Genomic DNA, 19,942 nt, shown 5'->3' on the forward strand with positions numbered 1-19,942 from the left:
AACTACTGACGAGACAATGCCTCTGCCAAAAAGCCGTTAATTAACAAGTTGTTGGATGAATAGGTGGGGGGAGATTGAGACCACCCCACCTATTGAATAACGGTCTAGACGCGACGGTAGGGCACACCCTGCTCGCCAAAGTATCGCAGGTACTCAGCCGAGCCGAGCATAGCTTCGGCAACAGCCATAGTGCCCTGTTGGGCTGCAATAGCACTGTACTCGGCGGCATCCTCTAGGGTCCGCCCCAGCAGCTGGCGGCCCATAATGGCTACGAGCTTGGGTGCTGGGTAGGCGGCAACGAACCGGGTTTGATAGGCAGGGGACTGAATTAGCTGGCGAATAAACTCACGCAGGGTAATGCGATCGCTCTTAACCAACGCCTCAGCTTCAGGCAATCGCCACTCAGCTGGGATCTCTCCCTCGGGCAGCACCATCACCTGACGGTAAACGGCAGTGAGCACTTGGTCTACCTGCTCAGGGCTAGCCCCGGCTTGTAGACGATAGAGCCGAGCCGCAGGGGCGACGGCAACCACGTCAGCCTCTACGGAGGAGCGTCCTACCGTTGCGGCTAGTTCCGCAGCATTGGCCGCCTGGGAAGCTACCGCATCGGCCATCAAAGGCATATCGGCCACATTGACAGTGTTTTTGGAACTGACAAAGCTAGGCACGATGAGATCGCGATTTTGCTTGGTGAGCCGATTGTACAGCTTCTCCGTATTGGGGAAGTTGGCCGCTGGCAGAGTGGGATAGCGGCGATAGGGCACGGTATCTTCCCCAAAGCTTTCGGCGTATTCAGGGGTGTTGAGCATCGAGCGAATAAACCCACGAATGCCTTCGCTAGCTAACACCTGATTGTACTTGCGAATTTCCGCCTGATCCTGCGGGGCACGACCCAAGAAATGCTTGGTACCAAACTCAATCACTTGGGTATTGGGGTAGGGCGCGTAGAACTCTTTGATGTATAGAGTTGAGGTGCCTAACCCCTCAATGAACTCCTTCATGCTGATCTCGCCGTTGCCCAGCTTGCTCTCTAGGGCGGTGAACTCGCTCTTAACAATATAAGGAGCAATGTCTCGCTCGAAGATTTGCCGGTAGGCAGCGGCGGTAACCAGCTTGAGGTTGGGCTTATCAGCCAGAGAGGTGAGCTTGAACACCTTAGTCTGCTGACGCTGGCGATTAACACCCTGGTTTAGACGGCGCTGCACCTCAGGGATGGCACGGTCTTCGGTAACTGTACCCAGTTCCACAAAGCGGGGAACGCTGGTATCGGCCACAGGCACCATGCCTTTCTCGGCCAGAGAACCGGCCCGCATGCTGCGTAGAGCCAGACCTTTGGGAGTCACATAGCGCTCATAGGGTACGGTATCTTCCCCAAAAGCTTCGGCATACTCCTGGCTTTCGATAATTGAGTCAATCAAGGCATAGAAGCCTTTCTTGGCACAAATGTCGAAGTAGGCGTTGGTTTCCTTACGCCCATAGGTAGGGCGACCTAGCAAGCGACGGTGAATGTACTCCACTGCCTTCATCACATACAGCGATGACCAATAGGTCTTGCGGAACGCTTCGGACTTAGCGATCGCCCGAATGAACTCCTTCATGGAGATTTCGCCGTTCTCCAGCTTGATCTCAGCAACCTTGGAGCGCTGACCCGAGTACACCTCACGGCCAAACACCTGACGGTAAGCCGCACTAATGATCGTCTGGGTCGAGCTTTCGGAGTAACGGACGCTGTTTTGGGTGTTGCCAGTTCTAGGAACTTGATCCAGCTTGAACACCTTGGCCCCCAGCGAACCCGGATTCTCAGGCCGGGCAGCGGGATTGCTCAATTGGTTGTTGATGCCCGCGCCACGGTGAATCAGAATGCGGCGGGTGTCTTTGTTAAAGAATGCAGGAGTCGCGCTAACATTGCGGGTCTCTTTCGGGAAGATCGCCCCAAACTGGATCTCTAGCGGGTCGTTGCCAGAACCGTAGGGGTGCTGATCGGGCAGGGGCTGCTCGTAGGCCGCGAACAGCGTAATGAACTGCGGCTTCTTGCGGAAAGGAGCGCTGTAGTTAAACAGGTCAAACTGAGGACCCCAATTGCGGCACTCCTGAGCTTCTTGGCCCAGACCGCGCAGGTAGGGTACCGTTTCTTCCCCAAAGTAGTCGGAGTACTCTTTAGAGTCCACTAGGGCGTCGATCAGAGCTGCCAGACCACCGCTAGACACGATGGAGAAGTAGTCGCGCACCTCCTCGCGGGAGCTAGGCGCACGGCCGAGAATGTGGCGGAAAGCCAGTTCTAGAGCGCGGCTATTGATGTATGGGTCGTAGAAATTCTTGCGGTACAGGGGCGACTTGGCCAGGCGACGCACGAACTCCTTCATGGAGATTTCGCCGTTCTTCACCTTCGACTCCAGATCAGAGACCGACAGCGAGTAGGCACGGGTGATATCGCGCTCGAAGATCTGACGGTACGCAGCCTTCACGACATCGTTCTTCTCACCCGCCGATAGCCCTGGCTTCATGGCGTACTTGGGCCGACGCTCAGCCGCGTTGAAGTAGATCTGAGGCAGCTCCAGACCTTGCAGGTCGCTGGATGAACGCTGGCGTACTTTGTTTGACGGGGTCGGGGCCTTAAACTCGCTCAGCAGTACATCAAAGTACTGGGTGACGATGTCTTTAGCCTCTGGATCGCTATTCACGTAGCGCAGAGACCCCGCCTTCATGGTTTGAATGGCGACGATCGTTGCTGCCGAAGAACAGGCGTTCTCGATGATTTCGCGGAGGCCGCGTACGTTGACCGCAATGATGTTGGGGTCGCCCGCCACAATGGCGTAGGTTACATAGCGCAGAAACCAGCTCATATCACGCAGAGACTTCTGCATGTTGCTGGGGCCATAGCGAGACACGCTAATGGGGCGAAACCCAGCGGGCACAGGCCCAGTGGGGGTGGAATTGAATAGGTTTTGGAACAGCCCACCACTGCTGCTCTCGATAAAGGTCGAGGTGCCCAGTCGGGAAGCCTCTGTTTCGTCTAGAACAGTGCCAGCCCGAGTTTTTTCAATAGGTGATTCGCTATCGACTCGCTCCAGGTAGGCCAGAGGAGACCCTCCGGTAAAGATGCGGTTGGCCGCCTGGGAAACAATCAATTCGGAGTAACGGGTCAAGGTTTCGGCAATCTGAACCCGCTTAAGACCAGAACCAAAAAAGCCTGATAGCTCATCTAGCTCTCCCCGGCCCATGTAGCGGTCTTGCTGCTCGGCCTGGGAAATCGTGGCCACTGGCAGAGTTTGGTAGAGCTGGGGCCGCGCCGGTGCACTTCCACCACTTGCTTTAACACTCATGCGTTTTCAAAGGCTCCCTATGCGGACAATGACGGCATCAAAAAAGAATCTATCAATCGGGTTGAAGGGCGTAGGACTAGGCAACGCTCAGGACTCCCTGAACCAGCGTAAAATCACTGAACCCACTTGAAGGTAAAGCGTTGTTAACCTCACCAGCCACGCATTCAAGCAGGGCACTGAATGCGGTATCTATGAATGGCGGGCTGTTTACTGAACCTGGAATCAGATTAAACCGTTTCACGACAGCAACACAGATTATTAAAAACTGTGTAACATCCCGCCAGCTAAATGTCTTTGGTCATCATAGATGACGGCCACTACACCCCTGAGAAGGCGGATAAGTTTTGTAACGTTTCGTGATAAAGCTGAGGCGACTGGAGCCTCAAAGTCTCTTTTAGGAAGGACTTGCTCTGCCGATCACCTGTAACGATCGCCCGTGATACAGCCCTAGCCCCCAGGACGAGTTTTTTCTACCCCTCTATCGCAGGGCAGCGATTTTCTAGCGTTTGACCAAACCACGTGAATTGAACCGACAGATTAGCTATGGACGACTCGACAAAGACCCAGACGGTCAGCGATGCAGTAGCCAGCCTGTACAACACCTACCCTTTTCCGCCAGAACCTTTTTTGGATGAAGCCCCACCGGGGTATAACTGGCGCTGGTACTGGCCGACCGTGCACAGCTTTTGCACGGGGGCAGCCCCAAACAGCAATCAGGTGCGGGTACTGGATGCGGGGTGTGGCACTGGGGTGAGTACTGAATACATTAGCCATCTCAACCCAGACGCTGAGGTGCTGGGCATTGATCTAAGTGAGCGGGCGATCGCCACTGCCACCGAGCGCTGTCGCCGGTCAGGGGCCACCAACGTTCAGTTTCGCCAGCTCAGCATCTACGATGTAGACCAAATCGAAGGAGAGTTCGACTGGATCAACTGCGTCGGCGTCATCCACCACATGCCCGATCCATTACGGGGACTCCAAGCCTTAACCACCAAGCTCGCTCCCGGCGGCTTTATTCACCTATTTGTATACGCCGCCACTGGTCGTTGGGAAATCTCGCTGATGCAGCGGGCGATCGCCCTGGTTCAAGGCAGCCAGCGCGGCGACTACCGCGACGGCGTACAGGTGGGGCGACAGATCTTCGCTAGCCTACCTGAGGGAAATCGATTGAAGCAGCGAGAGCGCGATCGCTGGGCGATGGAAAACCACCGAGACGAATGCTTTGCCGACATGTACGTCCACCCGCAGGAAGTGGATTACACCATAGATAGCCTATTTGAGCTAATTGACGCCTCGGGTCTAGAATTCGTCGGTTTTTCCAACCCTCAAGTTTGGCAGCTCGATCGCCTGCTGGCATCAGATCCAGCCCTGCTCGATCGCGCCAAGCAGCTGCCTGAGAAAGATCAGTATCGCCTAGTAGAACTACTAGATCCTGAGATCACTCACTTCGAGTGGTTCCTAGCTCGCCCCCCCTACCCACGATTCAGCTGGGACGAGGACGCCGCTCTACTGTCAGCCACTCCCACCCGCAACCCTTGCATGGAAGGCTGGCCCAGCCAAAGCATCTTCGACCACAACTACCAGATCATCTCCTTAGACCAGATAGAGTTTGAGTTTTTACAGGACTGCGACAGTCACAATGGTTACGCTGCTGATCAGCCTCAGGCCAGCGTTGCCGATCTGCTATCCCAAAGCGGGGCAAGCCTTGAAGCAGTACGGCAGATGCAGCAGAGGCAGCTCATTTTGCTAAAACCATCCCAGCAGACTTGACCAAGATTGGCTGAGGAAGGCGGATTTACTTTTGAGAAGCGTCTATTAAGTATTATTGCCGTGATATGATCGTATGCGGCCCGTTCAGGCGGGCGAAACCCTTTAACGGCTAAGGATTAGGCGCTTTCGTGGCCCCATTGCCCTCCGAACACACTGACCCTGTCGAGCAGGTCGAGGCAGAAGTAGACCCCGGTCAAACCGAAGGTCAAAGTCTCCCTCCGGCTTCGACGACAGCCATGGAAGAGTACTACCAGCTACAGCAAAATCTGCTGTTGACCACGCTGGCATTTACCGGCGTAATCTTTTTTAGCGTCTGGTTAGCCTACTCTCTCCCAATTGCTCTGAATTATTTAATAGGAGCGTGCGGCGGTGTGGTTTACTTGAGGATGTTGGCAAAAAGCGTGGCCAACATTGGGCGCGGAAGCTCAAGGCTAGGCAGCGGCCGACTAGCCCTAGTGGTTGGTTTGGTTTTAGTGGCTACTGAGTGGCAGCAGCTTCAGGTCGTACCCGTTTTTCTAGGGTTTTTGACCTACAAGGGGGCGTTAATTGCTTACACCCTCTGGACTGCGGTGCTGCCAAAATCACCATCGGGATCTTCCCAGGCGTCTGGTTAACCTAGATCGGTGGTTCCCAAGCATAGCATGCTTTTTCCTGGCAGGTCTTAAGGAGAAGTCGATTTAAGAGATGGCGCTCAATATGCTAATGATTCATCCCTTAGTCCTGGCAAAGCTAGAGGTTGGCCAGCATTTGTACTGGCAGCTCGGCGGCCTTAAACTCCACGGCCAGGTCTTTTTGACCTCCTGGTTTGTGATTGGCGCTCTGCTGTTGGTTTCATTTTTGGCCACCCGCAACATTCAGCGGGTACCTTCCGGCCTCCAGAACTTCATGGAGTACGCTCTAGAGTTTATCCGCGACCTAGCCAAAAACCAGATTGGCGAAAAAGAGTACCGGCCCTGGGTTCCCTTTGTGGGCACGCTGTTCCTGTTTATCTTTGTCTCCAATTGGTCGGGGGCGCTGATTCCTTGGAAGTTAATTCATCTGCCGTCGGGTGAGTTAGCTGCTCCAACTAACGACATCAATACCACCGTGGCCCTGGCGCTGTTGACGTCCTTAGCTTACTTTTATGCCGGGTTTAGCAATCGCGGGCTGGGGTATTTTGCCAAGTACATCGAACCCACTCCCATTCTGCTGCCCATCAATATTTTGGAAGATTTCACCAAGCCCCTCTCCCTAAGTTTCCGTCTGTTTGGAAACATCCTTGCTGATGAGCTGGTGGTCGCTGTGCTGGTCTTGCTGGTGCCTCTCTTCGTGCCGCTACCAGTGATGGTCTTAGGTTTGTTTACCAGTGCCATTCAGGCGCTGATCTTTGCAACCCTAGCAGCGGCCTACATCGGCGAGGCGATCGAGGGGCATGGTGGTGAAGAGCATGGATGACCCTCAGTGATTTCCTCTTGAGGGCATTCAGTTTGATATTGGCTGGTAGGGCAGGTGCTGCCAGCCGACGTGGTCTTAGGGCCGCAGTATAAGAAACGCCTATCGAGCGTTGTCTACGACCTGTTTAACGAGTTGTTGATTCTCCAAATCGAGGTAAAGACATGGATCCTATTATCGCTGCCGCTTCCGTAATTGCAGCTGCTCTAGCCGTTGGTCTGGCAGCTATCGGCCCTGGTATTGGTCAAGGTAATGCAGCTGGTCAAGCGGTAGAAGGTATTGCTCGCCAACCCGAGGCTGAAGGCAAGATTCGCGGCACCCTGCTGCTGAGCTTGGCATTCATGGAAGCACTGACCATCTACGGTCTAGTGGTAGCTCTGGTGCTGCTGTTTGCCAACCCCTTCTCGTAGATTCGAAACGTTGGGCAGGGATAAGGTTCAATACTTTTCCCTGCCTGTCGAAGTTCAAATTCGCGATGTCACCTTGTAGTGCTGGCCCTGGGCCGAGTGAAAGGGCATATCCACAATGATGAATTTTGTTTGGTTACTGGCGGTTGAAACCGCCGAGGCAGTTGAGGAAGGCGGTGGTCTTTTTGACCTGGATGCTACTCTGCCGCTGATGGCCGTACAGTTTGTGCTGCTAGCGGTAGCGCTCAACATATTGTTTTACAAGCCCCTGGGCAAAGTCTTAGACGAGCGCGACGGTTACATTAGTTCCAACCAGGTTGATGCGGCAGAGCGTTTGGCCAAAGCTGAGCAAATTGCCAAACAGTATCAGCAAGAACTGGCCGAAACCCGCCGCCAAGCCCAAGCGGTGATTGCCGAAGCCCAGGAAGAAGCGCAAAAGATTGCGGCTCAAACCGTTGCTACGGCTCAGCAAGAGGCCCAAGCCCAGCGAGAGCAGGTGCAGCGGGAACTAGATGAGCAGAAGAATCAGGCCATGGCTACCCTGGAGCAACAGGTAGATGGGCTGAGCCAACAGATTTTGGACAAGCTGCTGGGTTCTTTGGCGGCCTAAGCTATCGGTGATGACGGGGTGATTTAACCCCTGGAATTGCCCGCATCGTTGACGGAAAGTAGGGATATGACTATTGGTTGGTTATTAGCGGCGGAAGAAGGTGGGTTTGGTGTGGATTTCAACATCCTAGAAACCAACCTAATTAATCTGGTCATTATCATTGGCGTGCTGTATTACTTTGGCGGCAAGTTTCTAGGGAAGACCCTATCAACTCGCCAATCGGCTATTACTACGGCGATCGCAGAGGCTGAGCAGCGCAAGAAGGAAGCCGCTGCCGCTTTGGCAGAGCAGCAGCAAAAGCTGGCTCAGGCTCAGTCAGAAGCCAAGAAAATTTTGACCGAGGCTCAAACCTCGGCGGAGCGAACTCGAGAGGCCATTTTGGCTCAGTCTCAAACCGATGTAGAACGGATGCGGGCTACCGCCGCCCAAGATCTAACCTCCCAAGAGGCGCGGGTGATGCGAGAGCTACAGCAGCGGATTGCGGCCCTGGCGATCGAGCGCAGTGAAGCCGCTCTACCCGGTCAGTTAAATGACGACTTGCAGCGGCGACTGGTCGATTCCAGCATTGCCCTGCTTCAAGGAGAATAGCTATGAACGACACTACGCTGAATTCTGAAATTGCGGCCCCCTATGCCAAGGCGCTGATGTCGGTTGCCGCCGACAACAACGCTATTGACCAGGTGGGTGTCGAGGTAGCTGACCTGCTGGAGGTGCTGGACAGCTCCAAAGAGCTAACCGGCTTTTTAATGAGTCCGTTGATGTCTGCCGACGCTAAAAAGGGCGTACTACGCCAGGTTTCGGAAGGCAAAGTGAGCGGTTTTCTGCTGAGTTTTTTACTGCTGCTGGTTGACCGCAGCCGAGTAGCGTTCTTAAAGCCTATTCTTCAGCAGTACCAAGCCCTGCTGCGGGAGCGAAACAACACGGTTTTGGCCGATGTTACAGCGGCAGTTGAGCTGTCTGACGACCAGCAAAATGCTATTCGCGATCGCGTGAAGGCCATGACCGGTGCCAACAGTGTCGAGCTATCCGTAACTGTTGATCCATCTTTAATTGGTGGATTAATCATTAAGGTCGGCTCTCAGGTGATTGACGCTAGCCTGCGGGGCCAGCTACGCCGCATTGGCATGCAGCTAGCGACATCCGCCTAGCGGCAACCTGCCCCCTGATTGGGCAGTTTCTCTGACGTCTCGTGTTTATGTAGGTTTATCCAGAGCAAGTCCTATGGTTAGTATCAGACCTGACGAAATTAGCAGCATTATTAAGCAGCAAATCGAGCAGTACAACCAGGAGGTCAAGGTCTCCAATGTGGGTACAGTGCTGCAGGTGGGCGACGGGATCGCTCGCATCTACGGCCTCGAGAACGCCATGTCTGGCGAGTTGCTGGAGTTTGAAGACGGCACCGTAGGTATCGCCCTCAACCTGGAAGAAGACAACGTGGGCGCGGTGCTGATGGGCGACGGCGTCAACATTAGAGAAGGTAGCGCCGTTACCGCTACCGGCAAAATTGCATCGGTGCCCGTCGGTGAGGCTATGCTAGGCCGCGTGGTCGATGCTCTGGGTCGTCCCATTGACGGCAAAGGCGATGTGCAGACCACCGAAACCCGCCTCATTGAGTCTCCGGCCCCCGGCATCATTGCCCGGAAGTCGGTGTACGAGCCAATGCAGACCGGCATTACCGCCATCGACGCCATGATTCCCATCGGACGGGGCCAGCGCGAGCTGATCATTGGCGACCGTCAGACCGGCAAGACTGCGATCGCCATCGACACCATCCTCAACCAAAAGTCTGAGGACGTGGTGTGCGTCTATGTAGCGATTGGTCAGAAGGCCTCTTCCGTCGCTCAAATTGTGGACGTGTTGCGCGATCGCGGTGCCCTTGACTACACCATTGTGGTCACCGCCAGCGCCAACGACCCGGCACCGCTTCAGTATCTGGCTCCCTACACTGGCGCCAGCCTAGCCGAGTACTTCATGTACAAGGGCAAAGCTACTCTGATCATCTACGATGACCTGACCAAGCAGGCTCAAGCCTACCGCCAGATGTCGCTGCTGCTGCGCCGTCCGCCCGGTCGTGAAGCCTACCCTGGCGACGTGTTCTACCTGCACTCTCGCCTGCTAGAGCGGGCCGCTAAGCTCAGCCCCGAGCTGGGCGAGGGCAGCATGACCGCCCTGCCCGTGATTGAAACCCAGGCAGGCGACGTGTCAGCCTACATTCCTACCAACGTAATTTCGATTACCGACGGTCAGATCTTCCTGTCCTCTGACCTATTTAACTCAGGTCTGCGCCCTGCAATCAACGCCGGTATTTCGGTGTCTCGGGTAGGGTCTGCAGCCCAGATCAAGGCCATGAAGCAGGTGGCCGGTAAGGTGAAGCTGGAGCTGGCTCAGTTCGACGAACTTCAAGCCTTCTCTCAGTTTGCCTCTGACTTAGATGCCGCTACCCAGAAGCAGCTGGCGCGCGGTCAGCGCCTGCGGGAACTGCTGAAGCAGCCCCAGTACTCGCCCCTACCGGTGGAAGAGCAAGTGGCGATTATCTATGCCGGTATTAACGGCTTTATGGATGAGGTGCCTGTGGAGCAGGTGGTGGCTTTCTCGAAGTCTCTGCGTGACTATATCCGCAACAACAAGCCCAGGTTTGCGGAGCTGATTCGCAGCGAGAAGAAGCTTGGCGACGAGAGCGAGACCCTGCTCAAAGAAGCGATCGCTGAAACCAAACAAGCCTTTTTGGCGGCAGTCTAACCTCCTGTTCTAGCCGGGGTGTTGCATGAGCCAACGCCCCGGCTCTCGACGACCCCTTAGGGATCCACTATGCCTAACTTAAAAGCGATTCGAGACCGCATTAAGTCTGTAAAAAATACCCGTAAGATTACCGAGGCTATGCGCCTAGTGGCGGCCGCTAAGGTACGCCGTGCCCAGGAGCAGGTGATTGCTACCCGCCCCTTCGCCGATCGCTTAGCTCAGGTGCTCTACGGTCTGCAAAGCCGTCTCAGATTCGAAGAGACCGACCTGCCGCTGCTAAAGCAGCGTGAGGTGAAGACAGTGGCGCTGCTAGTGATCTCCGGCGATCGCGGCCTTTGCGGCGGCTACAACACCAACGTCATTCGCAAGGCTGAGATTCGAGCTCAGGAACTGGCTGCTGAAGGCTTAAACTACCGCTTTATTTTGGTGGGGCGCAAGGCCAGCCAGTACTTTAAGCGTCGCGACCAGCCTATTGAAGCCAGCTTCACTGGCCTAGAGCAAATTCCCATCGCGTCCGAAGCCTCGACCATTGCTGACGAGCTGCTGTCGCTGTTTCTGTCCGACGAAGTTGATCGGGTTGAGCTGGTTTACACCCGCTTTGTGTCGCTGGTCAGCTCTCGTCCGGTAATTCAAACCCTGCTGCCCCTAGACCCCCAAGGGCTAGAGGTACCTGACGACGAGATTTTCCGGCTCACCACGAAAGGTGGTGTCTTTAAGGTAGAGCGGGAGAGAATGGCAGGGCCAGCTCCGGCGGAGTTTCCCCAGGACATGATCTTCGAACAAGATCCAGTGCAAATTCTGGATGCGCTGCTGCCGCTGTACTTGAATAACCAGATCCTGCGAGCGCTGCAGGAGTCCGCTGCTAGCGAACTAGCGGCCCGGATGACCGCTATGAACAACGCCAGCGACAACGCCAAGGAGTTGGCTAAGACTCTGAACCTGACCTACAACAAGGCCCGTCAGGCCGCCATTACCCAGGAAATTCTTGAAGTAGTTGCTGGGGCTAACTCCCTCAACTAAGTCAGTAAAACCTACATTCACGATCCTAGGCCCCTCACAATTGTGAGGGGCCTTTTTTGTGCATCCGGGAGCTTTCGCCTCTGGCAATACTGCGTGAATACCTTCGCGCAGCCACCAAGGCAGAAATTTCCTAGCCGTGGCGCTTTTGGTGCCAAGCCCAGGCGTGGGTCAAGATGGTGTCAATGTCAACGTACTGTGGGTTCCAGCCTAAGATGCTGCGGGCGCGATCGCTGCTACCAACCAGCGCCGGTGGATCGCCAGGGCGACGTTCCACCTCGACCACCGGGATCGACTTACCAGTGATCCGCACAGCTGCATCGATCACCTCCCGCACCGAGAAACCGCTGCCGTTACCAAGATTGAAAACGGCGCTCTCACCCCCCTTAAGCAAATACTCCAACCCCAGAATGTGTGCATCGGCCAGATCGCAGACGTGGATATAGTCGCGCACACAAGTGCCATCGGGGGTAGGGTAATCGGTACCAAAAACGCTGATCGACTCTCGCTTACCCAAGGCAGTTTGCAGCACTAGGGGAATGAGGTGAGTTTCAGGGTTATGGTCTTCGCCCAGCAGGCCGTTGGGATGGGCACCAGCAGCATTGAAATAGCGAAACCGTACTGACTTGAAATCGTAAGCCTTGTCGTAGTCGGTCAGAATTCGCTCCACCATCAGCTTAGTCATGCCATAGGGATTGATGGGGTTTTGGGGATGGGTCTCGGTGATGGGCATCTCCTGAGGTACACCGTAGGTGGCACAGGTAGACGAGAACACAAAGGTTTTGACGCCTGCCTCCACCATGGCATCGAGCAGCGATAGAGTACCAACCACGTTGTTTTCGTAGTATTTGCTGGGATCGCTTACCGACTCTCCAACGTAGGCGTAGGCCGAGAAATGCATAACTGCACTGATGTCATAGCGGTTAAAGACATCCTTGAGCAGCGCCTTGTCTAGGGTACTGCCGACAATTAGCTCAGCCTTCAGAGCCGTCTCCACTAGGTCCCGATGGCCATAGACCAAGTTGTCTAGAATTAGCACTCTGTAGCCAGCCTGCTGAAGCGCCATGACCGCGTGGCTGCCAATGTAGCCAGCGCCTCCCGTAACCAAAATTGTTTTTAGATCAGTTGTCATAGGAAATTTCTCTAGGTTGTTTGGTGCCGCTAGGGCATTAGCGTGTTGGGTGTCCCGGTGAGGTCATTCTAAAGCGTGGCCCAATGCCTGTCCTTAGCTCTAGGCTTGGGTCATTAACTTTTCATCTCCGCAGTTTGCTTCCTTATGAAAATTTGGGTCGTTGAATACAGGTACGAATCAAAACTGCAACGTCTCTCTTAAGGGCAAACAGCCATTTATCCCTTCATACGCATACTTCAATTCAGCAACGTTAAAAACTCAGCTGAAGACGCTTGAAAAGCCCGCCCGTTAAGCAATTTTTAATCAAAGCTTACTAGCCACTTAGCCTTGCCATTAAGTGCTGCCGTGAGTAATAGCCGAAGATAACTCCGTAGCATTGGCTACCCGATGTGACCCCCAAGTGTTATCTATGGCTGACTTCACGCTCCAACTCTTCCACGCCGCTGATCAAGAGGGCAATATTACCGCCCTTGACGATGCTTCTCGGTTCTCAGCCGTATTAAATGCCCTAAAAAATCAAGATATTGATGGTGACGGCGTAGCAGGCTTTGCCAATACGCTAATTTTGTCGTCCGGGGATGCGTACATTCCTGGCGTATTTTTCAATGCCAGCACTGACGCGTTTGGCGGTGCCGGGCGCGGCGATATTTTAATTCAAAATGCTTTAGGCTTTCAGGCGATCGCTTTTGGCAACCATGAGTTTGACCAAGGTACTGCTCTGGTGGCCGATCTGATTGGTGGTAGCGAAGATGATCCAACCACAGAAATCGACGAATCATTTACTGGAACAGCGTTTCCTTACCTAAGCGGCAACCTCGACTTCAGCACCGACGCCAACCTGGCCGATCTAGTCGTGCCCGATGCTGCCGCTCCTCGGCCTAACGGCATCGCCGCCTCTACAGTAATCGAGGTCAATGGCGAGCGCATCGGCGTGGTGGGGGCCACAACTCCTACCATCAGCAACGTCAATGTGCGCATCTCTAACCCTGGTACTGTCACAGTACTGCCCCAGCCCTTTGACAGCAGCCCCACACCCGAACAGCTCGACGCCCTGGCTGCCGAAATTCAGGCCGATATCGATGCCCTGCTAGCCGCCAACTCCGACATTGACAAAGTTGTGCTGCTGGCCCACATGCAGCAGATCGCCATCGAGCAAGAGCTGGCCCAGCGGCTATCGAATGTCGATATCATCGTTGCCGGTGGCTCCAACACTCGCCTCTTTGACGAGAACGATCGCCCCCGCGCCAACGATACCAACCAAGGCATTTACCCTATTATTCAAACCGGTGCCGACGGCAACCCCATCGCCGTAGTCAACACCGACGGCAACTACAAGTATGTCGGTCGTCTAGTGGTTGACTTCGACGAAAACGGCGTGCTCCTGCCCGAAAGCTACGACCCAACTGTCAGCGGAGCCTACGCCACCGACGAGGCAGGCGTTGCCGCTGTAGGCGGTGAAGGACTGACGGATCCGGCGATCGCAGCAATTACCGCTGCCCTGCGCGAGGCAATTATTGCCACCGAGAGCAACGTGTTTGGCGTCAGCGAAGTATTTCTCAACGGCAACCGGGGCGCGGTACGCACCCAAGAAACCAATCTCGGCAATCTCACCGCCGATGCCAACCTGGCGATTGCTAAGGAAGTTGACCCGACGGCAGTCATTTCGCTCAAAAACGGCGGCGGCATTCGCAATAACATTGGCCAAACGCTGGTGCCTGCAGGCGGTACGGGTGACGCTGAGCTGTTGCCCAATGAAGAAATCCCTGGAGTAAAACCCGCCGGCGGTATCTCTCAAAACGACGTGGCTAATGCCCTGTCATTTAACAACGCCCTCTCGCTGATCACGGTCACCGCAGAGGAACTGCTGGCGCTAGTTGAACACGGCGTTTCGGCCAGCAGCTTGGATGACAGCGTGTCTCCCGGTCAGTTCCCTCAAATCGGTGGGTTTTCTTTTAGCTTTGATGTTACGGCTGAGCCCGGTAACCGCGTTCAATCTTTGGCGATCGAGGCTGAAGACGGCACCGACATTGATGTAGTGGTGCAAAACGGCGAAATTGTGGGCGACCCTAGCCGCACCTTTCGCATGGTAACCCTCAGCTTCTTGGCTGACGGAGGCGATGGCTATCCTTTCCCCACGGGCGACACCACCAGCCGGGTTGACCTAGTGAATGAGACGGCCACGGCCACAGGTAACGCTACCTTTGCCCCCGATTTCAGCGAGCAGGATGCTCTAGCGGAGTATCTGTTCGACAATTTTGGTGCAGAAACGCCTTTTGCCGCCGCTGAGACAGGCCGCGAGCTAGACAGCCGTATTCAAAACCTGGCATTCCGCAGCGATGGCGTGGTTGACGATGCTGGCCCTGTCGATCCAACGGATCCTACTGAACCCACTGAACCCGGCGTCGATCCCGCATCGCTGCTAGTACCCCTGGGCACCTATGAGACCGGAGTGTTTGACGCTAGCGCCGCTGAAATCGTGGTCCACGACCCGGACTCTCAGCGGCTGTTTGTAGTCAACGCCCAGGTTCCGTCCGTGGAGGTTTTGGATATTAGCGATCCTAGCAACCCTACTAAGCTGTTTGACATTGACCCCTCGGCCTACGGGGCTGGGGCCAACAGCGTGGCAATTAGCAACGGTATCGTAGCCGTAGCCATTGAAAGCGCTGAAAAAACCGACCCCGGCAGCGTGGTGTTCTTTGACATCGACGGCAATTTCTTGAACGCCGTTACCGTGGGCGCTCTGCCCGACATGCTGACCTTTACCCCTGATGGCACTAGGGTGCTGGTAGCCAATGAAGGGGAACCCAACGCTGATTACACCATTGACCCCGAGGGTTCGATCAGCATCATCGACCTGTCTGGAGGTGTCGCTAACCTCACGCAGGCCAATGTCACCACCGCCGACTTCACCGTCTTCAACGCTCAGCGTGACGCCCTGGTAGCCGACGGCGTGCGAATTTTTGGCCCCAACGCCACTGTTGCCCAGGATGTTGAGCCTGAGTACATTGCGGTGACTGGCGACTCTAGCACAGCCTACGTAGCGCTGCAGGAAAACAACGCCCTGGCGGTAGTCGACATTGCCTCAGGTACGGTAACCGATATTCTGCCGTTAGGTGTGAAGAACCATAATCAGCCTACGGTGACCCAATTAGAGACCTACGAGTTCACCGATCTGCCGGTTTTAGGGACCACGGCTGCTGGCCAGGAGATTCCGCTAGGGGGCTTCTCTGGCCTCACCTTTGAGGGCTATACGGCCAACGGCAATCTAAAGTTCATTACCCATACCGATCGCGGCCCCAACGGCGAACCGACCGGCATCAACCGTCCCTTCCTGCTGCCCGACTTTGCACCGGAGATCATCCGGTTTGAGCTCGATCGCAGCACTGGCGCCCTTGCCCTCACCGAGCGCATTCAACTGCAATCGGCACCGGGTGATTTGCTCACCGGTTTGCCCAACACCGCCATTAGCGACAATGCCAGCCAGCCCTACAACGATGAAGTGCCGGTTGATCTGCAAGGCAATGTCTTGAAGCGCGATGCCCTAGGGGCCGACCTAGAAGGCATTGTTACGGCCCCCGATGGCACCTTCTGGATGGTGGATGAATACCGTCCGGCAATCTACCACTTTGACAGCAGCGGGGTCTTGATCGATCGCTTCGTGCCTGAAGGGACAGCCGCTGCCGTCGGAGAAGCCGAGGGCACCTTTGGCACCGAGGCACTACCTGCAGTTTTGGCGCAACGCCGCCAGAACCGAGGGTTTGAAGGGGTCGCCTTCCAGGACGGTAAGGTGTACGCCTTTGTACAAAGCCCAATTCGTAACCCGGACACCCTGAGCAATGGCGTACTCAACGGCTCGACCAATATTCGAATTGTGGAGTTTGACCCCACCACCCAGACCACGCGCCAGTTCCTCTACCAGATGGACAATGGGCCAGCGGTGAGTGAGACGGATAGCCGGGCCGATAAAATCGGCGATGCTGTGGCGATCGGCAATGGGGAATTTTTGGTGCTGGAGCGGGATGATGATGCGATCGACAGCGACCCCTTGAGCGATATTCAGAAAAAGATCTATCGCTTTAGCCTGGGTGATGCCACCGATATCACCGGACTGGATGACCCGATTGACGGCAAGACTGTGGATCAAATGACTGCGGCAGAACTAGCTGCAGCAGGGATTAAACCCATCAACAAAACCCTGCACGTCGACCTAGCGGCAGCGGGTTACGACACAGTGGAGAAGGTGGAAGGGTTGACCATTGTCGACAGCAACACCCTAGCCGTTGTCAATGACAACGACTTCACCGTTGCAGGCATTACTATCGACCCTGCCACAGGCACATTTACCCCCGATCCCAACGCGGAAACGCCAACTCTGGGGCTGCTCACCCTGCGAGGTAACGGTCTCGATGCTAGCGATCGCGACGATGCCATCAACATTCAGAAGCTCCCTGTGTTTGGCCTGTATTTACCCGATGCCATTTCCCTCTATGAGGCTGGTGGCGAAACCTACATCGTCACCGCCAACGAAGGGGATGCCCGTGAGTACGACACCTTTGCCGAAGAAGCGCGGGTGAAGGATTTAGCCCTAGATCCGGTGGCGTTCCCCAACGCCGCTGAACTTCAGGCTGACGAGGTTCTAGGTCGCCTCACCGTGACCACCACCCTAGGTGACACCGACGGCGACGGCGACTACGACGAACTCTACGCCTTTGGGGGCCGATCCTTCTCCATCTGGAATACGCAGGGCAATCTGGTCTATGACAGCGGTGCCGAGTTCGAGCAGACTATCGCCGAGCTGTTCCCCACCGAATTTAATGCCGACAACAGCGAGAATGGCTCCTTCGACAGCCGCAGCGACAACAAGGGGCCTGAACCCGAAGGCGTAACCATCGGTGAAGTCGATGGGCGCACCTACGCCTTCATCGGCCTAGAGCGGTTTGGCGGTGTGATGACCTACGACATCACCAACCCTGCTGAAGCGTTCTTCGTTGATTTCGTCAACAATCGCGATTTTGCAGGCGATGCCGAAGCCGGTACTGCTAGCGATCTAGGCGCTGAGGGACTGGTGTTTATCCCCGCTGCCGAGAGTCCCAATGGTAGCCCTCTGGTGATTGTGGCCAACGAGGTCAGCGGCAGCACCACGGTGTTTGACGCCAGCGCCCTCGAAGCCTTAGCACCCGATGTCCCTGGCGAGGAGGTATCTGACTTTTTGCTTGACCTGCGCGACATTACTGGGGATGTAACCACCACCTTCTCCGTCAACCGGGAGGCAGCTTTCGACAACTTTGTGGGCTTATACCAGATTGCCGATCTTAACGGCGGCATTGACCTCAACGGTGACGGTAGTGCCGACGTGACGCCCGGTCAATCGGGGTATACCGAGGCGGCATTGGCAAACCGCGCCGAGGCTGTGGCCCTAACTACTGCCAACCTCACCACATCGGTCTTTGAGTCAACGGTAGCCGGAGGTAGCCTCTACGCGCCCTTCCTCATCGCCAACGGTAACTTGGACAGCTTCAACTCTAACGAGGTGTACTTTGCCTTTGGCAGCGCCAACGCTGACGGGGTTGAGCACATCCGCGTTATCGATGGCGCGATCGGGTTTGAGGATCTGTTTGGCGGCGGCGACAATGACTTTAACGACATCGTTGTGAAGGTTGCCGTATCTGTCTGAAAGTCAGTAGCACTTAGTGTTAACAATTAGCTAACCGCTAATTGGTTGGTTAAGTAAATCTTGAAAGCAGCAGGCTCAGTTTTTGGGCCTGCTTTTATATGGCCATTACAACACGGTTCTGCACCCCACGTCAGCTAGATTAGGAAGATTTAGCCGAGGCACAACAGCTTCAAAACTTAGCGATCGCAACAAATTATTACGCCATTATCAAGATATACACTGCAGGAGAAATATTTCTTCAATTTGGCCTATCTATCTTTAACTCAAGTCATTAGCTTTACCGCTAAGCAGCAAACTATGCTGGCGATCGCCCCATGTTTGGCAACCGCTTTTACACTTTTCCCAAACCTAAATTAGCGCTGGCAGATAGCCACGGTTCCTCTTGAGTAGGCATTTCAAGCCAAAAACCACTCAAAGCTGTAGCTTCAACTACTAATTATTTCAACGCTTAGGCAAGCTCGCCCAAAAGATTCTGTTCTTGATAACTTACCTGAACAATGGGCAATATTTTGATAGAGAATAGAGCTTTGAGAATCCACTTTAAAAGCGCCATTGATGACATTTATACCTAGTATTGATGCTAGTCAACTGCTCGACTTTAATACCGCAGCCCTAGCCGTTTTAAACCATCTTCACGATCGGCTTGGATTTGACCTGTGGATGGTAACGCGCACTGAGGGTGAAGACTGGATTGTCTTACAAGCCGACGACACAGGCTACGGCGTCAAAGCCGGAGACGTTTTTCGCTGGTCTGACTCCTTTTGCTCTCGCATGATCAAAGGAGAAGGCCCTCGCATTGCCCCTTCTTCTGAGGCGGTAGTGGCCTACGCCGAAGCCCCCATTGGACAACAAGTCAAAATTGGAGCCTACGTGGGTGTACCACTGTTAAAGGAGGATGGCACCTTATTTGGCACCCTTTGCGCCATCGACCCGCTGCCTCAGCCCCAAGTCATTCAGCAGGAGCTGCCCTTAATCGAGCTTTTGGCCCAGCTGCTCAGCCGCATTCTTCACGCCGATATAAAATCCGCAGAGCAGGCACGACTAGCCGAGCATTTGCAAACAGAAGCCTTGACCGATGGGCTCACTGGGCTCTACAACCGTCGCGGTTGGGACCAGCTTTTAGACAGCGAAGAAGAACGCTGCGCCATCTATGGTTACCCCGCCAGCATCATCGTCGTTGACATCAACGGCCTCCAAGCAATCAACGACAGCCAAGGCCACGCCGCTGGAGACCAGATTTTACAGCGCACTGGGGAGCTGCTTAAGCAAGTAACCCGCAAACAGGATACCGTCGCCCGCACTGGTGGCGATGAATTTGCCATGCTCTGTGTGGAGTGTCCTTTAGTTGAGGGAGAACTGATTAGGCACCAACTCGAGAAAGCCCTAGGAGAAAGCCAGCTTCATGCCACGGTGGGAATTGCGGGCCGCCACCCTAGCCAAGGGCTGCGATGGGCTTGGGCCAATGCCGATCGCGCCATGTACAGCCGCAAGCCTGCTAGCCAACAAAAAAACCGTTAACTACGTGATTAAAAGTGGTCACAGGCAGTTATAGTAATATTCAGCTGGTCACCACCGTTGGCCACAACAACACAAACCAGTTTGACAAGGGTACACCTGTTATCTATACTGGGGAGTGTTGAAAAATAGGCCCCCATCGTCTAGAGGCCTAGGACACCTCCCTTTCACGGAGGCGACGGGGATTCGAATTCCCCTGGGGGTATAGCTTTAATAGCGCTAGAGCCTTGCAGTTTTTACTGCAAGGTTTTGTTTTTTACGGTATAGACCTGACTCTAGGTCAGGTGACAAGCTCTGTCACTTCCAGTACTGTAAGGATCACCC

General features: G+C 54.8%; 13 protein-coding genes and 1 tRNA gene. 12 read left to right on the plus strand and 2 right to left on the minus strand.

Annotation, left to right across the window (positions count from 1 at the left end; genetic code table 11):
* Nucleotides 1-104 precede the first annotated feature (104 nt).
* Nucleotides 105-3,323 (minus strand): phycobilisome rod-core linker polypeptide, encoded by a 3,219-nt coding sequence (locus NC979_RS04930; RefSeq protein WP_190518061.1) that lies wholly within the window; start codon nucleotides 3,321-3,323, stop codon nucleotides 105-107.
* A gap of 543 nt (nucleotides 3,324-3,866) precedes the next feature.
* Here NC979_RS04930 and NC979_RS04935 point away from each other — a divergent pair.
* From NC979_RS04935 to NC979_RS04975, 9 genes are all read left to right on the plus strand, one after another.
* A complete protein-coding gene (locus NC979_RS04935) occupies nucleotides 3,867-5,093 on the plus strand; it encodes a class I SAM-dependent methyltransferase (protein ID WP_190518063.1) in 1,227 nt (408 codons plus the stop codon).
* Nucleotides 5,094-5,221: 128 nt separating this feature from the next.
* On the plus strand, nucleotides 5,222-5,707 hold the full coding sequence (locus tag NC979_RS04940) for an ATP synthase subunit I (RefSeq protein WP_347403919.1): 486 nt from the start codon (nucleotides 5,222-5,224) through the stop codon (nucleotides 5,705-5,707).
* Nucleotides 5,708-5,777: 70 nt separating this feature from the next.
* Nucleotides 5,778-6,527: a F0F1 ATP synthase subunit A gene (gene atpB, locus NC979_RS04945; RefSeq protein WP_190518066.1), complete on the plus strand. Its 750-nt coding sequence runs from the start codon at nucleotides 5,778-5,780 to the stop codon at nucleotides 6,525-6,527.
* Nucleotides 6,528-6,688: 161 nt separating this feature from the next.
* Entirely contained in the window at nucleotides 6,689-6,934 is a 246-nt protein-coding gene (gene atpE, locus NC979_RS04950; RefSeq protein ID WP_190518068.1) for an ATP synthase F0 subunit C, read from the plus strand.
* A gap of 115 nt (nucleotides 6,935-7,049) precedes the next feature.
* The gene (locus tag NC979_RS04955; RefSeq protein WP_190518071.1) at nucleotides 7,050-7,541 is read left to right on the plus strand and encodes a F0F1 ATP synthase subunit B'; all 492 of its coding nucleotides are present in this window, start codon (nucleotides 7,050-7,052) and stop codon (nucleotides 7,539-7,541) included.
* A 66-nt stretch (nucleotides 7,542-7,607) separates the two neighbouring features.
* A complete protein-coding gene (locus NC979_RS04960) occupies nucleotides 7,608-8,129 on the plus strand; it encodes a F0F1 ATP synthase subunit B (protein WP_190518073.1) in 522 nt (173 codons plus the stop codon).
* 2 nt (nucleotides 8,130-8,131) lie between these two features.
* Nucleotides 8,132-8,689, plus strand: coding sequence for an ATP synthase F1 subunit delta (gene atpH, locus NC979_RS04965; protein ID WP_190518075.1), 558 nt, complete (start codon nucleotides 8,132-8,134; stop codon nucleotides 8,687-8,689).
* 73 nt (nucleotides 8,690-8,762) lie between these two features.
* Entirely contained in the window at nucleotides 8,763-10,280 is a 1,518-nt protein-coding gene (gene atpA / locus NC979_RS04970) for a F0F1 ATP synthase subunit alpha (protein ID WP_190518078.1), read from the plus strand.
* Between the two features lie 69 nt (nucleotides 10,281-10,349).
* Nucleotides 10,350-11,300 (plus strand): F0F1 ATP synthase subunit gamma, encoded by a 951-nt coding sequence (locus NC979_RS04975; protein WP_190518080.1) that lies wholly within the window; start codon nucleotides 10,350-10,352, stop codon nucleotides 11,298-11,300.
* Nucleotides 11,301-11,430: 130 nt separating this feature from the next.
* Here NC979_RS04975 and galE read toward each other — a convergent pair whose 3' ends face one another.
* Nucleotides 11,431-12,429, minus strand: a complete 999-nt coding sequence (galE, locus tag NC979_RS04980) for a UDP-glucose 4-epimerase GalE (protein ID WP_190518082.1) — start codon at nucleotides 12,427-12,429, stop codon at nucleotides 11,431-11,433.
* A 409-nt stretch (nucleotides 12,430-12,838) separates the two neighbouring features.
* Between galE and NC979_RS04985 the strand changes: the two genes are divergently transcribed.
* The 3 genes from NC979_RS04985 to NC979_RS04995 all read left to right on the plus strand — a co-directional run bounded on the left by NC979_RS04985 (nucleotide 12,839) and on the right by NC979_RS04995 (nucleotide 19,823).
* Entirely contained in the window at nucleotides 12,839-18,103 is a 5,265-nt protein-coding gene (locus NC979_RS04985; protein ID WP_190518084.1) for a choice-of-anchor I family protein, read from the plus strand.
* Between the two features lie 555 nt (nucleotides 18,104-18,658).
* Nucleotides 18,659-19,621, plus strand: a complete 963-nt coding sequence (locus tag NC979_RS04990) for a sensor domain-containing diguanylate cyclase (RefSeq protein WP_190518086.1) — start codon at nucleotides 18,659-18,661, stop codon at nucleotides 19,619-19,621.
* Nucleotides 19,622-19,750: 129 nt separating this feature from the next.
* Nucleotides 19,751-19,823 (plus strand) — tRNA-Glu (locus NC979_RS04995).
* Nucleotides 19,824-19,942: the final 119 nt, after the last annotated feature.

This window comes from Leptolyngbya subtilissima AS-A7 (assembly GCF_039962255.1).
Taxonomy (GTDB): Bacteria; Cyanobacteriota; Cyanobacteriia; order Phormidesmidales; family Phormidesmidaceae; genus Nodosilinea.